Source organism: Emergencia sp., assembly GCF_048465375.1.
Lineage (GTDB): Bacteria > Bacillota > Clostridia > Peptostreptococcales > Anaerovoracaceae > Senimuribacter.
Map to the genome: position 1 here is coordinate 563,882 of NZ_DBFWLQ010000024.1, position 23,991 is coordinate 587,872.

22 protein-coding genes are annotated in these 23,991 nt (G+C 42.8%); 5 read left to right on the top strand and 17 right to left on the bottom strand.

The features are described 5' to 3' along the window. Positions 1-48: 48 nt before the first annotated feature. From ACMQ5W_RS17870 to ACMQ5W_RS17925, 12 genes are all read right to left on the bottom strand, one after another. Positions 49-678 (bottom strand): YigZ family protein, encoded by a 630-nt coding sequence (locus ACMQ5W_RS17870; RefSeq protein WP_419026328.1) that lies wholly within the window; start codon positions 676-678, stop codon positions 49-51. Then, positions 665-1,981 (bottom strand): GTPase HflX, encoded by a 1,317-nt coding sequence (hflX, locus tag ACMQ5W_RS17875; protein ID WP_419026329.1) that lies wholly within the window; start codon positions 1,979-1,981, stop codon positions 665-667. Before hflX ends, ACMQ5W_RS17870 begins: the two co-directional genes overlap by 14 nt. Then, positions 1,968-2,636, bottom strand: a complete 669-nt coding sequence (gene yunB, locus ACMQ5W_RS17880; protein ID WP_419026330.1) for a sporulation protein YunB — start codon at positions 2,634-2,636, stop codon at positions 1,968-1,970. The genes hflX and yunB overlap by 14 nt, the downstream gene beginning before the upstream one ends. A 54-nt stretch (positions 2,637-2,690) precedes the next feature. Continuing rightward, the gene (gene codY, locus ACMQ5W_RS17885) at positions 2,691-3,470 is read right to left on the bottom strand and encodes a GTP-sensing pleiotropic transcriptional regulator CodY (RefSeq protein ID WP_419026331.1); all 780 of its coding nucleotides are present in this window, start codon (positions 3,468-3,470) and stop codon (positions 2,691-2,693) included. A gap of 59 nt (positions 3,471-3,529) precedes the next feature. Beyond that, positions 3,530-4,969, bottom strand: coding sequence for an ATP-dependent protease ATPase subunit HslU (gene hslU, locus ACMQ5W_RS17890; RefSeq protein ID WP_419026332.1), 1,440 nt, complete (start codon positions 4,967-4,969; stop codon positions 3,530-3,532). Positions 4,970-4,981: 12 nt separating this feature from the next. Beyond that, entirely contained in the window at positions 4,982-5,521 is a 540-nt protein-coding gene (gene hslV / locus ACMQ5W_RS17895; RefSeq protein ID WP_148491832.1) for an ATP-dependent protease subunit HslV, read from the bottom strand. A 28-nt stretch (positions 5,522-5,549) separates the two neighbouring features. After that, positions 5,550-7,607, bottom strand: coding sequence for a type I DNA topoisomerase (gene topA, locus ACMQ5W_RS17900; protein ID WP_419026333.1), 2,058 nt, complete (start codon positions 7,605-7,607; stop codon positions 5,550-5,552). A gap of 59 nt (positions 7,608-7,666) precedes the next feature. After that, positions 7,667-8,521 carry a DNA-processing protein DprA gene (dprA, locus tag ACMQ5W_RS17905; RefSeq protein WP_148491830.1) on the bottom strand — a complete coding sequence of 285 codons (855 nt, stop codon included), beginning with the start codon at positions 8,519-8,521 and terminating at the stop codon, positions 7,667-7,669. Then, entirely contained in the window at positions 8,503-10,038 is a 1,536-nt protein-coding gene (locus ACMQ5W_RS17910) for a YifB family Mg chelatase-like AAA ATPase (protein WP_419026334.1), read from the bottom strand. Before ACMQ5W_RS17910 ends, dprA begins: the two co-directional genes overlap by 19 nt. A gap of 12 nt (positions 10,039-10,050) precedes the next feature. Further along, entirely contained in the window at positions 10,051-10,383 is a 333-nt protein-coding gene (locus ACMQ5W_RS17915) for a YraN family protein (protein ID WP_419026335.1), read from the bottom strand. Between the two features lie 138 nt (positions 10,384-10,521). Beyond that, positions 10,522-11,352 carry an HAD family hydrolase gene (locus tag ACMQ5W_RS17920; protein ID WP_419026336.1) on the bottom strand — a complete coding sequence of 277 codons (831 nt, stop codon included), beginning with the start codon at positions 11,350-11,352 and terminating at the stop codon, positions 10,522-10,524. Next, a complete protein-coding gene (locus tag ACMQ5W_RS17925) occupies positions 11,342-11,944 on the bottom strand; it encodes an MBL fold metallo-hydrolase (RefSeq protein ID WP_419026337.1) in 603 nt (200 codons plus the stop codon). Before ACMQ5W_RS17925 ends, ACMQ5W_RS17920 begins: the two co-directional genes overlap by 11 nt. A gap of 411 nt (positions 11,945-12,355) precedes the next feature. Between ACMQ5W_RS17925 and trkA the strand changes: the two genes are divergently transcribed. The 5 genes from trkA (at position 12,356) to ACMQ5W_RS17950 (ending at position 17,914) form a co-directional block, all read left to right on the top strand. After that, positions 12,356-13,705, top strand: a complete 1,350-nt coding sequence (trkA, locus tag ACMQ5W_RS17930) for a Trk system potassium transporter TrkA (protein ID WP_148491825.1) — start codon at positions 12,356-12,358, stop codon at positions 13,703-13,705. A 9-nt stretch (positions 13,706-13,714) separates the two neighbouring features. After that, entirely contained in the window at positions 13,715-15,181 is a 1,467-nt protein-coding gene (locus ACMQ5W_RS17935) for a TrkH family potassium uptake protein (RefSeq protein ID WP_148491824.1), read from the top strand. 11 nt (positions 15,182-15,192) lie between these two features. Further along, entirely contained in the window at positions 15,193-16,659 is a 1,467-nt protein-coding gene (locus ACMQ5W_RS17940) for a TrkH family potassium uptake protein (RefSeq protein ID WP_419026338.1), read from the top strand. A 68-nt stretch (positions 16,660-16,727) separates the two neighbouring features. Then, positions 16,728-17,150 carry a CBS domain-containing protein gene (locus tag ACMQ5W_RS17945; protein WP_419026339.1) on the top strand — a complete coding sequence of 141 codons (423 nt, stop codon included), beginning with the start codon at positions 16,728-16,730 and terminating at the stop codon, positions 17,148-17,150. 404 nt (positions 17,151-17,554) lie between these two features. Beyond that, complete coding sequence (locus ACMQ5W_RS17950) at positions 17,555-17,914, top strand: PadR family transcriptional regulator (protein ID WP_148491821.1); 360 nt, start codon at positions 17,555-17,557, stop codon at positions 17,912-17,914. Between the two features lie 44 nt (positions 17,915-17,958). Here the strand turns inward: ACMQ5W_RS17950 and rnr are convergent, their stop codons facing one another. The 5 genes from rnr to brnQ all read right to left on the bottom strand — a co-directional run bounded on the left by rnr (position 17,959) and on the right by brnQ (position 23,987). Further along, positions 17,959-19,911: a ribonuclease R gene (rnr, locus tag ACMQ5W_RS17955; protein ID WP_419026340.1), complete on the bottom strand. Its 1,953-nt coding sequence runs from the start codon at positions 19,909-19,911 to the stop codon at positions 17,959-17,961. 123 nt (positions 19,912-20,034) lie between these two features. After that, positions 20,035-20,364: a hypothetical protein gene (locus ACMQ5W_RS17960; RefSeq protein ID WP_419026341.1), complete on the bottom strand. Its 330-nt coding sequence runs from the start codon at positions 20,362-20,364 to the stop codon at positions 20,035-20,037. Positions 20,365-20,440: 76 nt separating this feature from the next. Beyond that, positions 20,441-21,460 carry a suppressor of fused domain protein gene (locus ACMQ5W_RS17965; protein ID WP_419026342.1) on the bottom strand — a complete coding sequence of 340 codons (1,020 nt, stop codon included), beginning with the start codon at positions 21,458-21,460 and terminating at the stop codon, positions 20,441-20,443. Between the two features lie 48 nt (positions 21,461-21,508). Beyond that, positions 21,509-22,285, bottom strand: a complete 777-nt coding sequence (locus ACMQ5W_RS17970; RefSeq protein ID WP_419026343.1) for a DUF4253 domain-containing protein — start codon at positions 22,283-22,285, stop codon at positions 21,509-21,511. A 346-nt stretch (positions 22,286-22,631) separates the two neighbouring features. After that, entirely contained in the window at positions 22,632-23,987 is a 1,356-nt protein-coding gene (brnQ, locus tag ACMQ5W_RS17975; protein WP_419026344.1) for a branched-chain amino acid transport system II carrier protein, read from the bottom strand. Positions 23,988-23,991: the final 4 nt, after the last annotated feature.

Genomic DNA, 23,991 nt, shown 5'->3' on the forward strand with positions numbered 1-23,991 from the left:
TATCACATCAGTGATCTTATGTCAACATTTTTTTCAAATGTTTGGTAATCATTTTCTAATCTTGTCCAACTTGACAGATTCATCCACGATTACAGCCTTACCGCCTGACAAACTGGTAACTGTCTCTTTTAGTGCTCCCGCACATGATGGATCAGTGACGATCTCACAAGTTACCGTATCGGCATAAACTATATTAGCAAATTTTACATCATAAGTAAAGTAGAAATTTTGTATTTTATTAAAAACACCGTAATCCACCCTATACGTCATCCCCGAAAGTTCTTTCACGTCACAAGGTCCGGCCGCTTGAATTCCAAGCTTTGCGCTGCTCGTATAGGCACGTACCAGACCGCCGGTTCCCAGTTTGATTCCACCAAAATATCTGGTAACCACCACCGCAAGATTAGTATAACCTTCCTGCACCAGCATCTGTACGATAGGCGCCCCAGAAGTGCCCTGGGGCTCACCATCGTCACTTCCCCACTGCACCTGAAACTTATCTCCAATGACCATAGCCGGCACATTATGGGTTGCGTCTTTATATCGTTTTTTAATTGCAGCGATAAATATGTCCGCTTCTTCTTTTGAAGAAACAGGCTTGACATGAGCGATAAACCTGGATTTTTCTATGATCTGCTCCGCCTGTCCTTCCTCGTAAACTGTACTATATCGTATCATATTCCTTCAGCCTCTGATAATCCTCTTGATTTAATTCAACGTCAAACAAAGTCCCCTCTTCCAGATATTCCATAGACTTGACCAGGGCCTTCTCGCAAAGGTAGGACGACAAGTCTCCTCTCGTAAAAGGAATCAGCAGCTTTGCGTCCACCTTGTCAGCAAATATCTTCTCTTTCACCTTATCGATGAGCTGATCAATGTGAATATTCTCTTTAGCAGATACGAACAGATTGTCCAAATTTGTTACTGGCGCCTGAAAATCCGGATTCAAATCAATCTTATTAAAGACCATGACCTTTTCCTTGGTGCCTGCACCAATTTCAGCCAAAACCTTATTGGTAACAGCGATATGGAACTCATTTTCTTCGTAAGATGCATCTACCACGTGGAGCAATAAATCAGCATAGAGCACCTCTTCCAAGGTGGCTTTAAATGCCTCTACCAAGCTGTGAGGCAATTTGCTGACAAATCCCACCGTGTCGATCAGAATAAACTCATGATTAGTATCCAGTTTGACGCTGCGCTGCTGGGTATCCAGCGTAGCGAAAAGCATATCTTTTTCTCTGACAGCTTTTTCGGATTTATCGACGACAGAAAGGAGTCGGTTCATCAAAGCTGATTTTCCTGAGTTCGTATACCCAACTAAAGCGACGACCGGAATGCCGGACTTCTCTCGTTTCGCACGCTGTACATTTCTCGTCTTGACCAACTGCGCTAATTCACTTTTGATGTCTTCCATGCGCCTCTCGATATGGCGTCTGTCCGTTTCCAGTTTCTTTTCTCCTGGTCCTCTTGTTCCGATTCCCCCGCCAAGCCGGGAAAGAGATTTTCCAAAGCCCGTCAGTCGCGGCATTCTATATTTCAGCTGGGCCAATTCCACTTGCAGCTTTCCTTCTCTGGAATCTGCTCTGGCGGCAAAAATATCCAAAATCAAAATTGTGCGGTCTATCACCCTCACATCCATAGCTTCTTCCAGATTGCGGATCTGCATTCCTGTCAATTCGTCATTGAAGACAACCATATCTGCTTCCATGTTTCTGACTAATTCTGCGACTTCTTCTACTTTGCCCTTTCCAATCAAAGTCGCCGTATTCGGTTTTTCCAGAATCTGGACGACCTTGCCCAGGACCTGCACATTTGCAGCTTCTGCCAGCCCGGCAAGCTCTTCCATAGAATAAGATATGTCTTCTTTTCTCTGCAGGCCGACCAAAATCGCCCTGTATTTTTCTTCTGTTATTATCTCATTATTTTCATTAAATCTCAACATGCCATTAGTATACCACAGATGATCAATCTGTTGCATCTAAAATATCTTCTTCTGGTACATTTACATAGCTATTTGGCACTTCACCGACGATGACTACCTCTGAAATCAGCATCTTGTTCTTAATTTTGAAATTTTCGGCCGAGAAAGGCTGTAGCACCCTGACGTTGCTTTCTATCGTTATGTAAATTTTATACTTGGTCTGATTAATTCCCTGGCTTTCGAATTCTGTCTCAAAATCGCATTTCGTAACAGATAGCGGCAAGATTTTTATGTTGATATTGAGGTGGTCTGCTTCTGACAGCAGTTTGCTGCCGACTAACGAACCATATGACAGCTTGATTGCGCGAGGTTCTATGCTGTCGTATTTTTTCTGGAGGTTCACAGCAAATTCGGCCACCATTCTATTGATCAAACTGGTATTGGACTGCACCATCTGGACTTTATCATCCTTCCCAGACTTCACGATAAAGAGGTTTTCTTCATACTCTTTACCTGAAAAATCCTCTTTGATTGTCTGATTGATAATTTCTGTAATCATACCCTTCGCCTTCAGCTGGCTCACAGCGTCGATATTTGGCTCTATTTGGCTTTTAAATCCATTGATCAATAAAATGCATGCTAAACTAAAAAGAATCAGCGAAATCGTCAATTTTTTCCAAAAAGAGAGTTTTTCATTTCTATGTCGTCTCATAAAAAAACCTCCTGCTATCATATTCTATGTTCAGCAGAAGGTTTTTGTTATCAATTAAATCTCAAAATTCTTAATCGCATCTCTCAGGAACTCATTTGTAATCTTGATTCTCGTACCTTTCATACCCAGAGATCTGGATTCAATGACGCCGGCGCTCTCCAGTTTACGAAGTGCATTTACGATGACTGAACGAGTGATACCGGATTTGTCAGCAATTTTGCTGGCAACCAAAAGGCCTTCGTCGCCCTTCAGTTCAGCAAAAATTTTCGTAACAGCATCCATTTCTGAATAGGACAGAGTGGAAAGAGCCATATCTACAGCTTCTTTCATTCTGATGTCTTCTTCTTCATCCATCGCAATTCCTCTGGCAACTTCAATTCCGACTACAGTCGCACCATATTCGCAGATTGCGATATCTTCATCGTCATAAGCTTTGTCGGCTCTTGCCAGCAGAAGCGTAGCAATTCTATTGCCGCCGAAAATGATTGGAACGATGGTATGGTATTTGCTTGCCAGCGTATACTCATCACCATAGTAAGCCTTTATGCTGTCGTAAGTCAAATTCTCCTTGGTGTCGGTAACCTGTAGGAATTTGTCATTGTACTGCGTAGGCAGAACCACCTTTTTCGTCTCTGGATCCACTACTAAAGGAGCCTCTTCGCCTGCTTCATATTTTGCGGCGAGTACCTTTCCTCTTCTATTCATGATGTAAATGTTGGAATCCAGCATTTCACTCATAATATTACACAGCTCATCAAAAGAGATGTAACCAGCTGTGCTTTCAGAAAGCACCCAATTCAGCTTTCTAATTCTTGTTAATAATTTTTCACTCATATTTTACCTCAACTTTTTAAATACTAACTAATTCTTATTTGTATAGGGGATTCATCCGCCTATAAGATATATCTGTCCACATCATCCTTGTGGATAGTATCCATAAATTTACTTTGAACAAAGGCCCTATCAATGGTAATCTGTTCTTCTTCCATCTCGGGGATGTTGAAAGAAATATCTTCCAGCAGCTTTTCTAATATTGTATACAGTCTTCTTGCTCCAATATTTTCAGTCTGCTCATTCATAAGATACGCCATTGTAGCGATTTCGTCAATAGAATCTTCTGTAAATTCTACTTTAATTCCTTCTGTTTCCAGTAATGCAATATGCTGTTTGATGATGGCATTCTCTGGAACGGTTAGAATTTGAACAAAAGACTCCTTAGTCAAATTCTGCAGTTCTACTCTGATTGGGAAACGTCCCTGCAGTTCAGGAATCAAATCCGTCGGTTTTGACGTATGGAAAGCACCTGCACCGATGAACAAGATATGGTCAGTTTTTACAGGTCCATATTTTGTGTTGATAACGCTTCCTTCTACGATAGGCAGAATATCTCTCTGGACACCTTCTCTGGACACATCTGCACCGGTATGATAGCTTGAACTGGAGGCAATCTTGTCGATTTCATCGATAAAGATAATACCGTTCTGCTCCGCGTTTTCCAGGGCTTCGTCAGTAACTTGATCCATATCCAGCAGATTCTGAGCCTCTTGTTCTCTGAGAATCTTTCTTGCTTCTTTGACCCTGACCCTCTTGGTCTTGGTCTTCTGCGGCATCATGTCGCCAAAGATATTGCCGATGGCGATGCTCATGCCTTCGTTGCTCATATCTAACTGATTGCCTTTTGGCGTATCGTTGACCTCGATTTCAACAAATTGTTCCTCCAGCAGCCCCTGTTTCAGCTGCTGTCTGACCTGTTCTCTAGCCATTTCAATATCTGTCGGGTCTACTTTCTTATCTTCCTCTTTGGCCTTGCTCTCCTCATAAAGCTTTTTCTGGCTCGGATAGCCGCCGCTGTTCAGAATAAAGTCAAAGGGATTGTTCGGTTTGTTTTCATTTTTCTTTTTCTTGCCGCCTGGAATAATCGCTTCGATGATCTTTTCGTCTGCGATTTCTTCTGCAATATCATATTTCTCTTGCAGCCTCGACTGTTTAGTGATACGAATAGCTGCTTCTACCAAGTCTCTGACCATGGAATCCACATCACGTCCAACATAGCCGACTTCCGTAAACTTTGTCGCTTCTACCTTTACGAAAGGTGCTTTCATCAATTTGGCCAGACGTCTGGCAATTTCTGTTTTACCACAACCTGTTGGTCCCATCATCAAAATGTTTTTTGGTGTGATTTCCTCTCTCATCTCGTCAGAGAGAAGACTTCTCCTGTATCTGTTTCGCAGGGCGATCGCAACTGATTTCTTCGCCTCGTCCTGTCCGATAATATACTTGTCCAGTTCTGCCACAATTTCTTTTGGCGTCATACTCTGTATTTTACCTGCCATGATTCTTCCCCCTTATAACTTTTCTACCGTGATGTTATCATTGGTATATACGCAGATTGAAGATGCAATTTTCAATGATTCCTTTACGATTTCTTCTGCGCTCATCTCTGTATGATTAAATAAAGCGTTGGCCGCTGAATATGCAAAGTTTCCGCCAGAACCGATTGCTACAAAGTCCTGATCGGGAACAATGACTTCGCCATTTCCTGATACGACCAGCAAATCATCCTTGTCCACTACGATCATCAAAGCTTCCAGACTTCTCATGCCCTTATCAGAACGCCAAAGCTGCGCGAGATCTACGGCTGCCCTTTTCAGATTGCCACCGTGCTCTTCTAATTTTTTTTCAAATTTCTCAGTCAGCGAAAAAGCATCGGCTACAGAACCTGCAAATCCAGTCAACACCTGATTTTTAAAAATCTTTTTTACTTTTTTTGCTCCATTTTTCATAATGGCTGTCTCACCCATTGTGACCTGTCCGTCTCCGCCGATGGCGATATCGTCAGGGCCTCTTCTGACAGCGCAAATTGTGGTTGCATGAAATTCTACCATTTTCTCTACCTCCATTATTCCTTTCAGGCTACTCTTTGTAGTCACATTCAGCATTAGAGCAAGCTAAATTGCCTGCCTTTGTTTTCTTTTCAATTAAAAGTGCACCGCACTTTGGACATTTTTTGTTGACTGGTTTGTACCAGAAAGACTGATCGCAATCCGGATAGCCGCTGCAGCCATAGAAGAGTTTTCCTTTTTTACTCTTCCGTGCTACGATGTCCTTGCCGCATTTCGGACATTTTACGTCGATAGTCTTTACAATAGGTTTGGTGTTCTTACATTCTGGATAGCCAGAGCAAGCGATAAATTCACCAAAACGGCCCATTTTCAATACCATAGGCTTTCCACACAGCTCACAGGTTTCTCCCGTCGGTTGGTCTTCCACTGTCACCTTTTCTATTGCATTGTCTGCAACTTCCAACTCTTTTTCAAAAGGACCGTAAAAATCGCGGATTACTCTTTTCCATTCTAGATCTTTGATTTCGACATCATCCAGCTTGTCTTCCATTGCAGCCGTAAAGTTAGCATCGACAATTTCTTTGAAGTATTCTTCCATCAGACCTGTAACCAAAAAACCCAATTCAGTAGGAACTAGTGATTTTTTCTCTCTCGTCACATACTTTCTCTCTGATAGAGTGCCCACAATGGGCGCATAGGTACTCGGTCTGCCGATATTTTTCTCTTCCAGCTCTTTGACCAAGCTGGCTTCGGTATATCTTGCCGGCGGCTGAGTGAAGTTCTGTTCTCCGCCGAGACTCACCACCTCCAGCAGTTCTCCCTTTTCTAAGGCAGGCAGAATCTTATCTTTATCTTCATCTGTACTATTCTTGTACACCCTTTGATAACCGTCAAACAGTAATTTTGATCCTGTCGTTTTGAAAGTATAATCTCCGTTTTCTATTTCTACCTGCAGATTGTCAAATTTAGCAGCTGTCATCTGGCTGGCCATAAACCGGCACCAAATCAACCTGTACAGCTTAAACTGTTCGTTAGAAAGGGATTCTTTGATTGATTCAGGGTCCAGGGAAATGTTACTCGGCCTGATGGCTTCATGTGCATCCTGGATGTCCTTCTTCTTATTAGAATAAACGTTATTTCCTAAATATTCTTTCCCGTATTTATCTGTAATAAAAGACGCTGCAGCCGCCTTGGCTTCATCTGAAATTCTCACAGAGTCAGTTCTCAGATACGTGATCAGTCCGACCGTACCTTGTCCTTTAATCTCAACGCCTTCGTAAAGCTGCTGTGCAACCAGCATGGTCTTTTTGGTATTAAAGTTCAACTTCGTAGAAGCCTCCTGCTGCATGCTGCTAGTCGTAAATGGGGCGAAAGGTTTCTTTATTCGTTCTTTCTGATTCAGCGCTGCAACAGTGTATCTTCCAGCATTTAATTCCGCTAAGATGTTATCATTTTGTTCTTTATTTTCAACAACCAGCTTTTTCTTTTTGAATTCCATCAGCTTGGCTGTAAACTTCTTCCCTTTTTTGAATTCGGCCGTAATCGTCCAGTATTCCTTCGGGTCAAAATCTCGTATTTCTTTCTCACGGTCACAGATAATTTTTAGCGCTGCCGACTGTACCCTTCCAGCAGATAGGCCTTTTCTGACCTTTCTCCACAAAAGAGGACTGATCTGATATCCTACCAGCCTGTCTAATACACGGCGCGCCTGCTGCGCATCGACCAAATTCAGGTCAATTTTTCTCGGATGTTTGATTGCTTCTTTAATGGAGCTTTTGATAATTTCGTTAAATACAATTCTGCAGGGCGTGTCTAAATCAATCCCAAGCAGATTCGCAAGATGCCACGAAATTGCTTCTCCTTCACGGTCCGGGTCAGTTGCCAAATATACTTTAGAAGCTTTCTTCGCTTCTTTTCTGAGTTCCTTGATAATATCCCCCTTGCCTCTGATGGGAATGTACTGTGGTTCAAAATCGTTTTCGATATCGATTCCCAATTTGCTTTTGGGCAAATCCCTTACATGCCCGACAGAAGCGATGACTTTATAGTTTGCACCAAGATATTTGCCAATGGTTTTGGCCTTTGATGGTGATTCCACTATGACTAATGTTTTTTTCGCAGTTGCCATTTTTCCTCCCGCACTCTTTCGTTATATTAATGTTACAGTCCTATATTGTATTAGCATTATCAGAATTTTGCAACAAAAACTTTCCCTAAAGACGAAAAAATTATTCCTTTCATTTCTAGAATTGTGATTATACCATTAATTTCCGATGGTTTTATGTTCGTTTTGTGATATATTTCATCTATTGTGACTTCTCCGCAATTTTTAATCACTTCAAAAACCTTTCTTTCGTCCTCTCCCAGGTCTAATAGATTATCTTCCTTTATATAGGGAGAAATATTCAAATCTAGGAAAATATCGTCTATCAGGATGAGAGGCGTCGTGTTCTCTCGAATCAGTTGATTTGTTCCAAAACTATAATAACTGGTAATATTTCCCGGAACGGCATAGAGGTTCTTACCTTGTTCTTCTGCACATTCTGCTGTGATCAAAGCGCCGCTTCGATTTGGCGCTTCCACGACGACCACACTTTCTGCCAAAGCGCTGATCAGCCGGTTTCTTTTGGGGAAGTCGTAAGATCTGGCGATATAACCTGGTTCATGTTCAGATAAAAGCAGACCTTCTCTGGCGATTCGTTGCTGCAGCTTCCGGTTTTCTGGCGGATAAAAATGATCGGTACCACCACCTAAGACGGCGATTGTTTTGCCGCCCGCCTCCAGTGCTCCCAGATGTCCTGCCGTATCGATTCCCTTCGCCAAACCACTGACCACCGTCACGCCGTTTTCCGCCGCCCGCCTGCCAATCGTCTTCGCTACGGTCTTGCCATATTGGGTGCATTTTCTGCTGCCCACGATGGCGATACACCTATTTTGCAGCAGTCCAGGGTCACCCTCAAAATATAATACACCCAGATCAGGCACGAAGTCCCTCAAAATCTGGGGAAATTTGTCGTCATCTATCAAAAGTTTTCCTTGCATAGTAATTTCTCCCTGTATTGCAGTGCTTCTGCCAGATGTTTGTTCTGAATGTCATCGTCTCCATCCAAATCAGCTACAGTTCTTGCCATCTTCCGGATTTTCAGCACAGTTCTCGGATTTAGTTGAAATCTGCTGTACGCCTGTTCCAACATCTGGCTTTGTTCTTTGCTGAGAAAGGCAAATTCCTCTATCAGATGGTCGTCCAGCTGATGGTTCAAGGTAATGCTTCTGCCTTGATAGCGTCTGTGTTGAATTTCCCTTGCAAATTCAATTTTCTGCTTCATCTCTTCGGAAGATTCGGCAGTCTGACAATTGAGGTCGTTGTAATCTACTGGTAAAAGTCTGATGTGCATATCAATTCGATCCATAATAGGACCAGTCAGGTGAGATTGATAGCTGCTAATTTCCGCTGGACGGCACACACACTCATGAACAGCATCACCATAATAACCGCATTTGCAAGGGTTTGTTGCAGCGACAAGCATGAAATCTGCTGGATATACGTAGGATTCTCCTTTTCTGATGAGAGAAATTTTTTTCTTCTCCAATGGGATACGTAAGGTGTCAATGATATTTTTGTCAAATTCTCCGATTTCATCCAAAAATAGTACCCCCTTATCTGCCAGTGTGATTTCCCCCGGTCTCGGAAAGGCGCCTCCGCCCAGAAGTCCTGCCGCCGTAATCTTATGATGAGGCTGCCTGAAAGGGCGTCTGCAGATATAGGGCTGTCCTTCATTGAGCAAACCAGCCACAGAGTAGATCATCGTCGTTTCGATGATTTCATCGCGATTCATCTTTGGCATGATGGACGGAATTCTCTCTGAAATCATAGTTTTCCCCGTAGATGGACTGCCTACCATCAATATGCCGTGACCGCCTGCTACAGCTACTGTGATTGCCCGTTTAACATTTTCCTGCCCTTTGACGTCAGCAAAATTTAACATTTCTTTTTCATCCGCCATCGTGTCTGAATCCAAAGGATCATGACAATAGGGTGCTATTGCACACTTTAAGTTGAAATGATCGAGGACCTCTGCTATAGATTCTACTGGCAGAAGATTGATTCCATTCACTAGCGCCGCTTCCTCTCTGTTCGCCTTAGGGATCATTACATTTTTTAGCCCCTGTTTTCTCAGCGCCGTGACCATTGGCAGAATGCCATCACATTGTTTTACGCAGCCGTCTAAGGACAACTCGCCGATAAAGCCATAATCCTCCAAACTGCGGTCAAAAACCTGTTTTGAAGATGCTAAGATGCCCATCATCATAGCCAGATCAAAATGACTTCCCCGTTTACGCATTCCCGCGGGCGACATGTTAATTGTAATTCTGCCCATCGGATACTGCAGGCCGGAATTACAGATAGCTGCACGAATTCTTTCTCTTGCTTCTTTTACGGTCCTATCACCTAACCCGACGATGTTCATTACAGGCATCCCTTTACAAATGTCTGTTTCAACGGTAATAGGTACTGCATCGATACCGTGTACCGCTGCAGAAATAGTCTTTGATAACATCTTCTGCTCCTCTCAAAATGCGTTTTCAATCTGGTTAAACAGAATTTCTATCACTTGAAAGCTGACAAAGCCGCCGTTTCTCCCATGTGATTTAAGATAGTAAGAGGCAGTGTTTCTGATGTGTCTCTGTTTTCCCAGCGTCACCGATTCTGCTGGTGTCCCAAAGTTTACAGACTTCCTGGTCTTTACTTCGACAAAGATCAGTTCATCACTCTTCTCTGCAATGATATCGATTTCTCCTGCTTTAGATCGATATTTCCGTTCCAATATCTGATAACCTTGCATGGTCAAAATTTTGGCAGCAAAGTCTTCTCCTGCATCTCCAATTAACTTTCTATCATACATCTTCTTGCGCGTCTCCATTTGTAAAATTTTACTATTTATATATTTAATTTACTACATTTTACAATATATGTCAATATATTGATCGTAAAAAAACAGGAACCACCAAAAGTGACTCCTGTCTGAAAGCGATAGCACAGTCTACAGAACAAAATGCTCGATCGCTTTTGCTACGCCGTCATTGTCGTTGGTATCTGTGATATAATCTGCTAAGGATTTCATCTCCTCCGACGCGTTGCCGACAACCACACCGATTTCTGCCAGTTTGATCATCTCCATATCATTAGGGCTGTCTCCGCAGGCCATCAACTCATCAGAACTCACACCCAATCTTCTCATGAGAAAGCGCAAAGCTTCTGCCTTGCTGGTATTGGCTCCGCCAATCTCAAAATTGTGTTGAAAGGACGAAGTCAGAGTAATCCCCTCAATTTGTTCTAGAATCCGCTGCCATTTTTCTTTTTCTTCTATGTGTTCAAAATTGATGCTGATATTCTCAATTTGATGCTTGTTTTCAATCATGTAATCACAGATATGCGGGATCGGGTTGCGCGTGCTTTTGATGTATTCCGCATCGCGGTAAGTGGAACCATTGGCAACGACGTCCTCGTATTCCGCTTTGTCGATAAAGGCTTTGCCTCCGACAAAAGTTTCGATAGAAAAGCCGGTGCCTCGCAGCACTCTTACGACTTCCTCAACAGCATGAGAGGTCAGGTAGTTTTCATAAATGGTCTTCATCGTGGCCAATTCTGTTACATGGGCGCCATTGGATGTCACAATATATTCCAATCCCTCGATGCTAAAAAGCTGTTTTGGCAGTGATTGAAAGGTCCGACCTGTAGAAACGACGATATGCACGCCGCTTTCCATCGCTTTTCTGAATGCAGTCATGGTCCGCGCCGATATTTCCTTTTGATTATTGAGCGTGGTTCCATCGAGGTCCAGAGCCACCATTCTTATCTTCTTATCTTTCATTTCCATCCCTCAATGCTAAAAATTCTGTATTATAAATTCTAACTTTCTTCATGGTACAGCCATCGTCATGGCCAGGATAAATCATGATGTCATTTTCCCATAGATCGACCACCTCGCATATGGAACGTTTCATATCGGCTTCTGAACCGCCCGCCAGATCTGTCCTGCCCAAATCCGTGTCAAAGATCGTGTCTCCTGTAAAGCACACTCTGCTTTTTGCTCCCATAATGCAGATACTGCCTCTGGTATGTCCCGGCGTATGCAAAACCTCTAGAACTTCATCATCTAGTTCAAAGGTGTCTCCCGCTTTTATACGCTGATCCACCACGCCTTTATATACAAAAGCGTCCTCCTCGTGCATGAAAATCGAACACTCCAAAGCGTCTCTCACAGCTTCTGCAGCGCCAACATGATCGTGGTGAAGATGGGTCAAGATAATTCCTCTTGGTGTCAGTTGATTCTCTTTCACAAAGTTGATAAATTTTTTAGGTTGATACCCTGGATCTATGATATAACAGGTCCCGCCTGTCTGTCCGTAAAGCACATAACCATTACTCAGCAGACTTCCGCCTATAAATCTCTTAATTTTCAATAGAATTCCCTCCCTTGTGGCAGCACATGCTGCGCAATACTCCTACGCGCGCCCAGCTCGCTTCGCTGTCCGTTTTGCCTTGCCAGCTAAAACCGGGACAAAAGGCAACGCTGTTTGATTCTGGAACCATTATACCATGTGCATTCCTTTGAGAATATAGCCGTAGCACATGATTCAATGAACGCTTCCTTGCAGCAACGCTGTAAGATCGTTTGCGTTCATTATACCATGACTATACCTTTGAAAATACAGTCGAAAGTCATGATTCAATGGTTCCTTCCTTGCAGCAACGCTGTTTGATTCTGGAACCATTATACCAAATTCCAAAACCGCTTGCAAATTCAAATGTTTTGAATTAGAATAGTGTAAGTGCTTACACGAAAATTTTGAAATTATAAAGAGGATATAAAGATGAACGTTGCTATTGTTGGCGCCGGCAAATTGGGCTTTAAAGTCGCAGAAGCCCTGCTGGGCGGAGATTATGCGATTACAATGATCGACAAAAATGAGGACGTCCTACATAAACTGTCACAGCATCTTGATGTCATGACAATCAATGCAGATGCAAAAGATATTGCAGTTCTTAAGAACACCAATATCAATACCTTTCACTATCTGCTGGCAGTAACGGATAACGACGAAACCAACATCGTAATTTCTGCTTTTGCCAAAAAACTGGGATGCAGGCATGTCATCGCCAGAGTCAGAGAACCGGAATATATGAATCAATTTGATTTTATAAAAGAAACCATGCACATTGATTCAATTATCAATCCAGATTTGGCGATTACAGTTGAAATTTACAAATATTTAGCGGAAAAATATACTTTGAGCAATGGAATCTTCACCAGTGGAAAAATTTCCCTGATTGAGTTCCCCTCAAAACGGTTTCCAAAGCTGGTGGGCCGCAGTATTCCCGAAGTCGGAGAATATCTGCCCAATATGTTGATCGCGGCTATCTCAAGAAACGGCAAAGTCATCATTCCTCATGGCAATGACCATATACAGAATGGGGACTTTCTCTACGTTGTGGGCGAAAAAGACCAGATCATCAGCCTAAATAAAAAAGTCCATGAGAAAGGACGTTATACGAACCTTCAGAAGGTTATGATCATAGGCGGCGGAAAAACCGGGTTTTACCTAGCAGAAAAGCTTTCAGAATTTGGAGCTGCCGTAAAATTAGTAGAAAAGAGCAAAGAGCGTTGCCGTTATCTATCTACGCATTTAAATAATGTCATGGTCCTCCACAGCGATGGAACAGATATTTCCCTGTTGGAAGAAGAAAATATGAACGAAATGGATGCCTTCGTAACCGCCACTGGTTATGACGAAGAAAATCTGCTTCTGGCATTGACTGCCAAGCAGCATGGAATTGCCGACGTCATTTCCAAAGTCAGTCACGAAAGTTATAAAGGCCTCATCGAGCGCATGGGAGTGGATGTCGTGCTGAATCCCCTTGACATTACAGCAAGCAATATTTTGAGATTTATTCAAGGATCGAAAAAAATCATTTCGTCCCTATTGATTCAGGGACAAGCTGAAATCATGGAAATCATCGCACACTCTCATATGACCATGATCGGTGTTCCCCTCGCAGAGCTGGAGCTTCCTGACGGCGTATTGATTGCTGCTATCCACAGAGGGAAAGACGTTATTATTCCGACTGGAACCACAAAGATAGAACTGCACGACAAAGTCATCATACTCAGCTTGCTGAGCGAAATTGGCGACTTGGAAAAACTATTAAAGAACAAAAACTAGGAGTTTAAAATGACAGTAAACTTTAATGGTGTCATAAGGATGATGGGAATTTTGCTTTTGGTACTGGGGCTCTGCCTGATACCTTCTCTTATCGTAGCCTTGGTCTATCACGAAATGCTGGCATTTCGGTGTTTCGTTTTTACAATCATCCCTTGCTTTGTCATAGGATTTATATTAATTAAGTTATTTCGCCCTTCTCTGATCAAATTAAAGGCCAGAGATGGGTTTCTTATTGTGTCACTGTGCTGGCTGGTGGCCTCTTTAATCGGTGCATTTCCACTTTGGTTCTCCGGAGCGATTCCAAGTTATATCGATGCTTTTTTTGAAACCTGTTCCGGATTTTCAACTACAGGGTCTTCTATCCTTGCCGATATTGAGGCACTTCCTAAATCTATGCTGTTCTGGCGTTCCTTCACACATTGGCTGGGCGGCATGGGTATCATCGTTTTCGCCATGGCCCTGCTGCCGTCTATCGGCGTCGGCGGTCAACTTATCGCCAGCGCAGAAACACCCGGTCCTACGCTGGACAAAATTGCTCCTCGTTTTTCTGATACTGCCAGGCGGCTGTATTTAGTATATCTGTTTTTTACCATACTTGAGACTTTGCTTCTGCTCTTGGGTGGCATGAATTTCTACGATTCACTTGTCCACACCTTTGGTACAGTTGGAACCGGTGGTTTTTCATCTTATGGAAACAGCGTCGCCCACTTCGAAAGCCCCTACCTGCAATGGGTAATCACGATTTTCATGATTCTCTGCGGTATCAATTTCAATCTCTATTTTGTGCTGGCAAGAAGAGGGTTCAAATCCATGATGAAGGATTCTGAATTAAAGCTGTATCTTTTAATCATACTTTCTGTATCCGCTCTGATTGCCGTCGATCTCTTTGTCACAGGAGTCTATGATGATGTGGAAGAAGGAATTCGCACCTCCACTTTTCAGGTGGCTTCTATCATCACGACTACAGGCTATGCCACCGCTGATTACGACATTTGGCCTACCTTCAGCAAGATGCTGATCTTCCTGTTGATGCTTGTCGGTGCGTGCTCTTCATCCACAGGCGGAGGCGTAAAAGTAATCAGAATTCTAGTATCTTTGAAGCTGATTCGAAGAGGTGTCTCCCTGAAGCTGCACCCAAGACGGGTGGTCACTGTGACACTGGGAGGAAAAGAAGTTCCTCAAGAAGTTTCAACGAATATCGCAAACTTTGTGTTTTTCTATATATTTGTAGTGTTTGCAGGTTCTTTTATTATTTCTTTTAACGGATTTGATCTGATGACGACCATTTCGTCTGTTATCACTTGTCTGGGAAATATCGGACCTGGATTCTCACTCATTGGTCCTGTCATGAATTTCAGCGAATTTTCTGGGTTTTCAAAACTGATTTTATCGCTGTTAATGATTGCAGGCAGGCTGGAACTATTCACATTTTTCATGTTGTTCTCGCCCCATTACTGGAACTCCAATAAATCATAAGGAATAGAAAAATGACATATAATCATCGAGTTATTTTAAGAACCATATCCGTCATCATGTTATTTGAGGGGTGCGCTATGCTGGTGCCCCTGGTTTGTGCTGTCTATTATAAGGAATTGGGTGCGGCGTCAGCCTTTTTCTTTACTGCCATATGCTGTATCTGTTTTGGCATGACCGTATTTAAGCACCTGCGATACTATACATTGAAAATCAAAACCCGTGAAGGTTATTTTGTCGCCTTTATCTGTTGGTTCCTGGTCTGCCTGGTAGGCACCATGCCTTACGCTTTATCAGAATGCGGTTATTCTTATGTAGACTGTATTTTTGAGTCTGTATCCGGCTGGACCACTACGGGAGCCTGGGTAATCAATATCGATGCCATGCCGCGTTCTCTGGTTCTTTGGAAAGCCATCACCAACTGGCTGGGCGGTATGGGGCTGCTCCTACTGACGATTTCCTTCTTCCCAATACTGGGAGTGCAGGGACAGAAAATGGCGGCGGCGGAAGTTCCCGGCCCTGATCTTGAGAAAATGTCTGCACGAATCAGCGATACGGCTAAGCTATCCTACAGAATCTACATCGCAATGACGATATTGGAATTATGTCTATTGCTGCCCAGCGGCCTGACACCATTTGAAGCCGTCATCAATACGATGTCTACTATCAGTACCGCCGGACTGTATAACCTGAACAATGACGTCGTAATCAACTTTACCCCTTATGTAAAGGCCGTGTTCACCTTCTTTTCCATCGCAGGGTCCGTTAATTTCATGATGTATTTCTTTATTTCCGTCGGTAAATGGAAACGCGTCGTCAAAAATGTGGAGCTTCGGACTTATCTGAGTCTCTTAACGGGCGGCTCAGTCATCATGGCTATCGTCCTGACTGCAACTGGCACATACCATTCCTTTTTCAAGGCTCTTGGAGACTCCTTTGTTCAAGCAGTAGCCTTTGGCTCCACTTCAGGTTTTGAAATAGCAGATATCAATATATGGCCGACAGCCTGCAAAATCGTATTGCTAGTCCTGCTTTTGATCGGCGGCTGCGGGAATTCTACCAGCGGTTCCATCAAAGTCATACGATTTGTCGTATACTTCAAACTGATTATGAGAGGAATCTACAAAAGGATCCACCCCCATGCAATCAAGCCTGTTATGATTCAGAAGAAACCGGTCAGCGCAGAAAGCGCTTCTTCTATCACCGTATTTCTGATGTTGTTTTTCTCCATATATATCGTTTCCTCCCTGGTGCTGTCCTTGGAAAATCAAGATATGGAGACGACACTGGCGGCCTCGCTAGCGGCTATTACGAACAATGGTACCGGCTTTGGCAATATTGCAGGCGGTAATTTCGGCATCTTCTCCTGGTTTGGCAAGCTCTTTTCCTCTGCTTTAATGCTGGCGGGAAGATTAGAGCTTTATGCAATCATTCTGCTCTTCTCCAGATCTTTCTGGAATTCTGACAGAGCAAGATCATAACATTTTAAAACAAATCAGCGCATAATTAAAATCCTCCTGTAAAGCATAAAAGCAGGAGGATTATTTTTATGACCGTAAAAGAACTTATGACGACCAGCGTATGCTTTTTAAAACCCGATGCTTCTATTTCAGATGCTGCCGCATTGATGAAAAAAAATAACATCGGAATCGTGCCAATCTGCGATAACAGAGGCTGTTTACTTGGACTGGTGACCGATCGGGACATTTTAATGCGCGTATCGACTGCAGATGCTGCCAGCGTCGAACTTACGAAAATCACAGATATCATGACAACAAATCTTGTGACCATCTCGCCAGAAATGAACGTCCACGATGCCGCCTGTCTCTTCTCAAAAAAGAAGGTCCATCGCCTTCCCGTGTTGGAAAACGGCAGACTGGTCGGTATGCTCTCATTGACTGATCTGGCCAAAAAGAAAATATTCTTGGCTGAGGTCGGCGATATCATGGGCGCCATCGCAACCAAGAAATAAATGTCCCAAAAAGAGCGAAGAGCCGGAAAATGTTTCCGGCTAATCTCTCATCTCCATACCCCTATTGATTTTAGTTTCCCCTGTTAATCATGACGATTGCCCCGATTATGGCAATAATCAAAAGAAAGAATGCAATTAAAGACACTGTAATAGTTCTTGTAATCATCTCTACCCCTTTTCTAGTTCGTATACTATAGCTTCCCCTTTTGTATTTACATGATATTACTAATACTAGACAGGGTCAATACCCTTGGGGCAAAATTAAGAATTCTTAAGAATTGTATTCCGGTCTATTTCACTGACAATGGAAAAAAATTCACAAATCCATCACGTAATATAGTTAAATACTTATTGCTTTGTTGTTTGAGATGTTTTAATATATCTGTAGAAAGGAATGATGCAATATGACACAAAGAAGTAAAAACAAAAGTAATTTTAAGAAAGGGTCAGTAGAAATGCTGTTGCTTCATCTGCTGAAAACAGAAGGGGACTGTTACGGCTATCAGCTTTCACAGCTGATCAATCAGCGATCAAACGGCGTTTTGGTGATTCCAGAAGGATCCATGTACCCGACTTTGTACAAGCTAATCGACAACAACTTTATCACCGATTACAAAAAAACTGTAGGGAAGAGAATGACACGCGTATACTATCATCTCGAGGAAGCCGGTGAGAAGCGTTTAGAGGAGTTAGTAGAAGATTATCTTGAAGTTACAGAAGCGATCCATAAAATCATGGATTTTTCACCAGAGAAAGAAAATTAGTTTACATGATAAAGGACTGCCATATGGCAGTCCTTTGTAGTATCCTATTCTTTTATCATGGCAAAGTCAATCTGTCTCTCTTGCGGACTGGCTCCCAGCACTACGATCTTTACTCTATCTCCCAAAGCATAGATTTTGCGTGTCTGCCTGCCAATGACTCGATACTTTCCTTCTTCGTAATCATAGAAATCGTCTTTCAGGCTGTCCAATCTGACCATGCCTTCTATGGTGTTCGGTAATTGCACATAAATGCCGAAGTTTGTCACTCCGCTGATAATGCCCTCGAAAATTTCTCCCACTTTGCTCTGCATAAACTGCGCTTTCTTCATTTTCTCCACTTCTCGTTCCATCTCCTGGGCTGTCCTCTCTGTCAACGACGCGGTATCTGCTGCAATTTCTGCATCCTTTCTGAACTTCTTCAAAAGCTTTTCCGTAGTCTCACCATTGATAGATGCCTTGATAATCCGATGAATCATCAGATCCGGATAACGCCTGATTGGGGAAGTGAAATGACAGTAATAGGTAAATGCCAGACCAAAATGTCCTGCACATTCAGTGCTGTAAAAGGCCTTTTTCATCGATCTGAGCATCACTGTGCTGACAATATTCTCATAAGGTTTTCCCTCTATCCGCTGCAAGATTTCGTTGAGCAGCCGAGGATGAATGTTATCAGGATTTCCGGTCAGGTTAATTCCAAATCCGGCCAAAAAAGCTTTCAGTTCTACGATTTTCTCTGTGTCTGGTTTCTCGTGGACGCGGTAGACAAAAGGATACTCCATCCAGTAGAAATGTTCTGCTACAGTCTGATTGGCAGCCAGCATGAATTCTTCTATGAGTCTATTCGCTGTACGCCGTTCTTCAATGCCGATTTCTATCGGAATTTCATCACTGTCTAAGAGAATCTCTGCCTCATCAAAGTCAAAATCGAGGCTCCCCTTCTCTTTCCTCTTCTCTCTGAGAATCTCTGCTAATTTCTCCATCAATAGCAGATCCTCGTAGATGGAAGCGTATTTTTCAATCAGCGCTCGATCTTCTTTTTCTAAAATATCGGAAACGTCATCATAAACCATTCTCGCTTTGGAGTTTATAATGCTCTCATAAATCTCATGATTGACAACGATTCCATCCCTATCAATCTCCATTTCACAAGTCAAAGTCAGCCGGTCAACCTGCGGATTTAAACTGCAGATTCCATTAGACAATACCTTGGGCAGCATAGGGACTACTCTGGAGATCAGATAAACGCTGTTACCGCGTTTAAGTGCCTCTCTGTCTAAATATCCGTCCGCTTTGACATAATGGCTGACATCCGCTATATGAACGCCTAACAGAAAGTTACCATTCTGCAGTTTTTCTACTGATACGCCGTCATCTAAATCCTTAGCCGAAGCTCCGTCTATGGTGATGATCGTCTTATCTCGCAGATCCCTGCGTTTTTCAATTTCTTCCTCTGTGATGGCCTCCTTTGACCTCGCCTTCGCTTCTGCATTCACTCTGCTGGGAAAGGTCTCAAAGAGTCCGTGGGCGCGAATCAAAGATTTGATTTCTCCTCCACTTTCTCCAAGCCGTGAAATCACTTCGGTAATTTTGCCTTCCGCACTGATATTTTTCTCTGGATACTTGGTAATCTTTGCGACAACCTTATCTCCATTTTGGGCATTTCTAAAATCTGATTTTTTCACAAATACATCATCTGTATTTCTTTTGTCGTCAGGAATCACAAATCCAAATCTTTTGTTTCGCTGAAATGTTCCCACGACTTCCGTATTTGCTCTTTCTATTACCTTGTCGATGATGCCTTCCTTATTTCTCACCCACAGGTATTTTGGCAGCAGATCAACTTCTACAGTATCGCCATGCATAGCGCCTGCCAAGTTGCTCTTCGCAATAAATATGTCTCCCCCTTCTTCCTGCCTTACAAAGCCAAACCCCGCTTTGTTCTTGTCTAATACGCCTATTGCTTTCTCATTTTTTATCTTTGTTTTTTTCTTTCTCATATCTCTATTGTAAACTAAAATGGCCAGATTTACCACAAGAATTAATAGATGAAAAAACGCAGACAAAATCTGCCTGCGTTTTGCGCCGTCTTCGCACTTGAGACAGCTTCCATGAAATTATTACTATAAGGTTGACTTGGTTCCATTATCTGCTGTATTCTTGCTGACGTCGCCATTGTTATTGACATTATTTTTGACGTTATTGTCATTTTTGTTGTTATCAACGCCGTCTTTGATGTCATCGGCTGCATCACGGGCACCATTCTCGATGTCGTCACCGAGATCCTCAACACCGTCTTTCACATCATCTGCGCCATCTTTAATATCCTGGCCGACACTATTTTGTTTGTCGTCCGGAATACCGTCAGTATTGGCATCTTTGCTTCCGCAGCTTGTGAATACTAAAACTGTCACTAGTAATAAAGCCATTAGAAAAAATCTGGTCTTTTTCATTTTTAAGCTCCTTTCTTTTTTCTAATGTTATTATCTAATTTTGCACGAAAAATATGAAAGGTATTAATAGGAATTTTTAATTTAATAATGTTTTTTTACAATAATTAATTCTATTTGGATTGATGATTAAAACATCGTCGTCCATCAAGTTTAGCAGTTCCTCTGCATTATGTTCCATTTTATATGCCATTTCTTCATCATAGAGGGGAATGACTTGATAAAAATTCACTTCACTGTCATCAGGCATAGTGCAGATATTGGCAGATTCTTCAAAATTAACCGGATTAATCAACATGCATCCACTGAGTTTCGTGCTTTCATCAAAGGGAGCCCCATTATCGACAGTGTGCCCCCATCCAAGCCAGGTATCTTCAGATATTGGCAGCCGCGCCAAAACTTTCAGCATTCTAATCGGCCAATACCATCTTTCTTCGTCACTTTGTAAGTTCCAGTCCGCAGGCAGACAGATTGCCAGTTCTGCCCGCTCTAACTTGTATTCAACCAATTCCTCTGGCACATTCATAAAATGTGCGCCCATTCCCATGGTTACCAAAACATGATAATTCCGTTCTTTTGACGGCGGTATCATGCAGACATCCACATGGATATCGGGAGAAATGATTTCGTGATATACACTATCATAATCCCCCAAATTTTTCGTGATATGTTCTTCTATAGCATCCATCTCTTCTTCTGTGTACATCTCTGGTTCATACTCGTCCTGATTGATTCCCTGTTCACGGAGCATTTCTTCCTTTGATATGTTCAAAAAATACTGTGCGTCTTCATCACCTGGCGCAAGTTCCAGACTGTGCTGGAAAGCATCGGCAGCTTCATCAAATCGATTGGCAAAATAGCAGGCATAACCCATTCGGAAATGCCAAAGAGGGTCCTCCTGTCCCATATCACTCACCATCTGTAAAAGTTCAATGGCTCTATCATAATCACCTATTTCGCCACGGTTATTATATGCTCTTGCCAGATGGCAGATAGAATCATAGTCGTGCTCTTCCATAGTTTCAATGGTGTCGATAATTTTCTGGTAATCATCCTTCTCATGCCATAGGTTCAATTGTTCTAATAGTTTCTGCTCCATTATTATTCCTCCGGGTGCTGTATTTTTAGATTTTTCCATTTTGTATATTCAGTCCCACCAAAAATACCAAATAGTGGATTTTGTCAGACAGTCTGCCAGCTCACCAATGGTGCAGCTTTCTCCACACTGATCTACCCTGTCTGGGCAAAACGCATACTGTTCCAGGGCAAGTTTTTCAGCCTCTTCCCTATCCACAGCTTCTTCAATGTAAAATTCCAGCTGATCATGACTCAGAGCCGCCGGTATCGCACCATAGGCTTCATACCAATGCTTTGCCACAGCCATCAGTTCTAATGTATCCGGGCATTCATTCCATCCTCCAAAAGGCAGGTAGGCAAATATCTCCCAGGGATGATTCACAGGGATACAAGCCAGAATAACAGGTTCCGTCAATCTTGTCTCGTAGTTCCAATAGGAGAGGAATTGATTCAGAGGTTCGCCGCCGGCAAACTCTCCCATGACCTCTTCTTCCCAATCAAAGCCATCTTCCTCAGCCTCTTCTTTCCTTTCGTTAATCATTCCATCGACACATTGCCTGCCATCAGGTAATGTGAAATCCAGTGCCTTTTTTCGGTAGGCGTTGACAGTATCATGATGAACCGTCTCATCTGCCCCTAACTGATTCTCTGAGTCGCTGTTCATCAGCAGGCACTCCCAAAGGGTATCATCAGGCGTTATCAAAATTGGGAAAAAGCCATCTTTTCGCCCCTCTTCTAACTTCTGCAGATAACGCTCTTTTATTTCATCATCATCTGGCATCGGTGCAAGCACCTCACAATAACAGTCTAGATAGTCCATAAATTGTTGTATTAATTGATTTTCCATGATATTCCTCCTCTCCCTAGTCCAATAGAGCAGGACTTAAATAAACGCCGTTTCAACCTTTGCGTGCATTATACCACAATTATACCATTAATAATACAATCGAAAATTGTGATTCAATGAACGTTTCCTCTCGGCAACGCCGTTTCAACCTTTGCGTTCATTATACCATGTGCATTCCTTCAAAAATATAATCGAAGCACCTGATTCAATGGTTTCTTCCTTGCGGCGAAGTCGTAAGATTGTGAAACCATTATACTAGATTCAGTCCCAACTTACAATCGGTTGTTACTTCCATCTTTGGAAATTAAAAAGCCGCCCTTTGCCTTAGGACGGCTCTCTGTAACGATTACTTAATATTTACGGGTACTGGTTTCTTTGCCTCCTCATGTTTTGATAGAAAATTTACAAAGGGCAGCATGCCGATGATACATCCTGCAATGGCTGGTAAAATCCAACCGATGCCCAGATCAAAAAATGGCAGCCTGGCTGCTAAAGCCCCCAGTGCACCCGTATCGATACCTGCTGTCTTCAGGCCATCAAAGATTCCGATGATAAATGCGAAAAGCATTCCAAGTGCATATGCTTCATGCTTTTTACCGATGATTTTTTTCGCAAAAGAAAGAAGCACCAAGGTTATGGCCGGCGGATATACCATGACCAGGGCTGGCAGGGTAAAGGTAATCATCGTAGTCAGTCCTACATTGGATATTGCAAAGCTGAAAACACAGACACCTGTCAAAATAGCCTTATAGGAAATCCGGGGAAATATCTCGTGAAAGTAATCTGAAAACGAGGTGGCCAGGCCGATGGAAGTGGTCAGGCATGCCAACATGACAGCCAATCCCAAAACCGCATTGCCGCCAACACCTAAAAGTCGATAGACCACAGAGGCCAAAACTTGTCCCCCATTGCCATAGGTTGTATCCTCCATAGAGGTCTGCGCTCCTACGAAACCTAACGCCAGATAGACGACGCCCAAGCCGATTCCTGCCAAAACACCAGCCATCAAAGTGTACCGCACGATGCTCTTTGACTGGGTAACCCCCATATCCCGGATCGCGTTGATGACCACGATAGCGAAAGCCAGGGCGGCTAACCCGTCCAATGCGAGATAGCCTTCCACCATACCTTTAAAAAACGGCATTTCAGCGTATTCTCCCTTTGGTGAACCGATTTCTCCTACTGGACTGATAACGCTTACTACAAAGATCACTGCAATAGAAATGAGCAAAACCGGTGTCAGCACTTTGCCCACGATATCTACAATCCGACTCGGATTCAGACATAAAATATAGGTGATGCCGAAAAACAGCGCCGTAAAGATAACTGATGGAACAATGCCGGTATTTTCTCCCAAAAACGGAATTGCTGCAATTTCGTATGATACGGTTCCCGTCCGCGGCAAAGCAAACAGTGGTCCGATCAGAAGATAGATGGTCATCCCTACAAATATAGAAAATTTAGGTCCTACCAATCCTGCTAAATCATCAAGCTTCGTTCCCACCAATACAATAGCCGCAATGCCCAATATGGACAACCCCGCGTCTGTAACGACAAACCCCAGCGTACCCTGAAAGAAGTTTTCACCGCCCAGATATCCAAGCATCGGTGGAAAAATCATATTTCCCGCACCAAAAAACATGGCAAACAACATTAAAGATATCGAAATAATCTTTCCTGCGCCTAACTTCTCATGATTCAATTTT

Coding starts and splice junctions, on each gene's coding strand:
- ACMQ5W_RS17910 (WP_419026334.1), bottom strand. CDS start 10,038: ATGTTATCAAAGACTATTTCTGCAGCGGTACACGGTATCGATGCAGTA.
- ACMQ5W_RS17965 (WP_419026342.1), bottom strand. CDS start 21,460: ATGGAGCAGAAACTATTAGAACAATTGAACCTATGGCATGAGAAGGAT.
- ACMQ5W_RS17870 (WP_419026328.1), bottom strand. CDS start 678: ATGATACGATATAGTACAGTTTACGAGGAAGGACAGGCGGAGCAGATC.
- ACMQ5W_RS17960 (WP_419026341.1), bottom strand. CDS start 20,364: ATGAAAAAGACCAGATTTTTTCTAATGGCTTTATTACTAGTGACAGTT.
- ACMQ5W_RS17970 (WP_419026343.1), bottom strand. CDS start 22,285: ATGGAAAATCAATTAATACAACAATTTATGGACTATCTAGACTGTTAT.
- yunB (WP_419026330.1), bottom strand. CDS start 2,636: ATGAGACGACATAGAAATGAAAAACTCTCTTTTTGGAAAAAATTGACG.
- ACMQ5W_RS17915 (WP_419026335.1), bottom strand. CDS start 10,383: ATGTATGATAGAAAGTTAATTGGAGATGCAGGAGAAGACTTTGCTGCC.
- ACMQ5W_RS17920 (WP_419026336.1), bottom strand. CDS start 11,352: ATGAAAGATAAGAAGATAAGAATGGTGGCTCTGGACCTCGATGGAACC.
- dprA (WP_148491830.1), bottom strand. CDS start 8,521: ATGCAAGGAAAACTTTTGATAGATGACGACAAATTTCCCCAGATTTTG.
- trkA (WP_148491825.1), top strand. CDS start 12,356: ATGAACGTTGCTATTGTTGGCGCCGGCAAATTGGGCTTTAAAGTCGCA.
- rnr (WP_419026340.1), bottom strand. CDS start 19,911: ATGAGAAAGAAAAAAACAAAGATAAAAAATGAGAAAGCAATAGGCGTA.
- codY (WP_419026331.1), bottom strand. CDS start 3,470: ATGAGTGAAAAATTATTAACAAGAATTAGAAAGCTGAATTGGGTGCTT.
- hslU (WP_419026332.1), bottom strand. CDS start 4,969: ATGGCAGGTAAAATACAGAGTATGACGCCAAAAGAAATTGTGGCAGAA.
- topA (WP_419026333.1), bottom strand. CDS start 7,607: ATGGCAACTGCGAAAAAAACATTAGTCATAGTGGAATCACCATCAAAG.
- ACMQ5W_RS17950 (WP_148491821.1), top strand. CDS start 17,555: ATGACACAAAGAAGTAAAAACAAAAGTAATTTTAAGAAAGGGTCAGTA.
- ACMQ5W_RS17945 (WP_419026339.1), top strand. CDS start 16,728: ATGACCGTAAAAGAACTTATGACGACCAGCGTATGCTTTTTAAAACCC.
- hflX (WP_419026329.1), bottom strand. CDS start 1,981: ATGCAACAGATTGATCATCTGTGGTATACTAATGGCATGTTGAGATTT.
- ACMQ5W_RS17935 (WP_148491824.1), top strand. CDS start 13,715: ATGACAGTAAACTTTAATGGTGTCATAAGGATGATGGGAATTTTGCTT.
- ACMQ5W_RS17940 (WP_419026338.1), top strand. CDS start 15,193: ATGACATATAATCATCGAGTTATTTTAAGAACCATATCCGTCATCATG.
- hslV (WP_148491832.1), bottom strand. CDS start 5,521: ATGGTAGAATTTCATGCAACCACAATTTGCGCTGTCAGAAGAGGCCCT.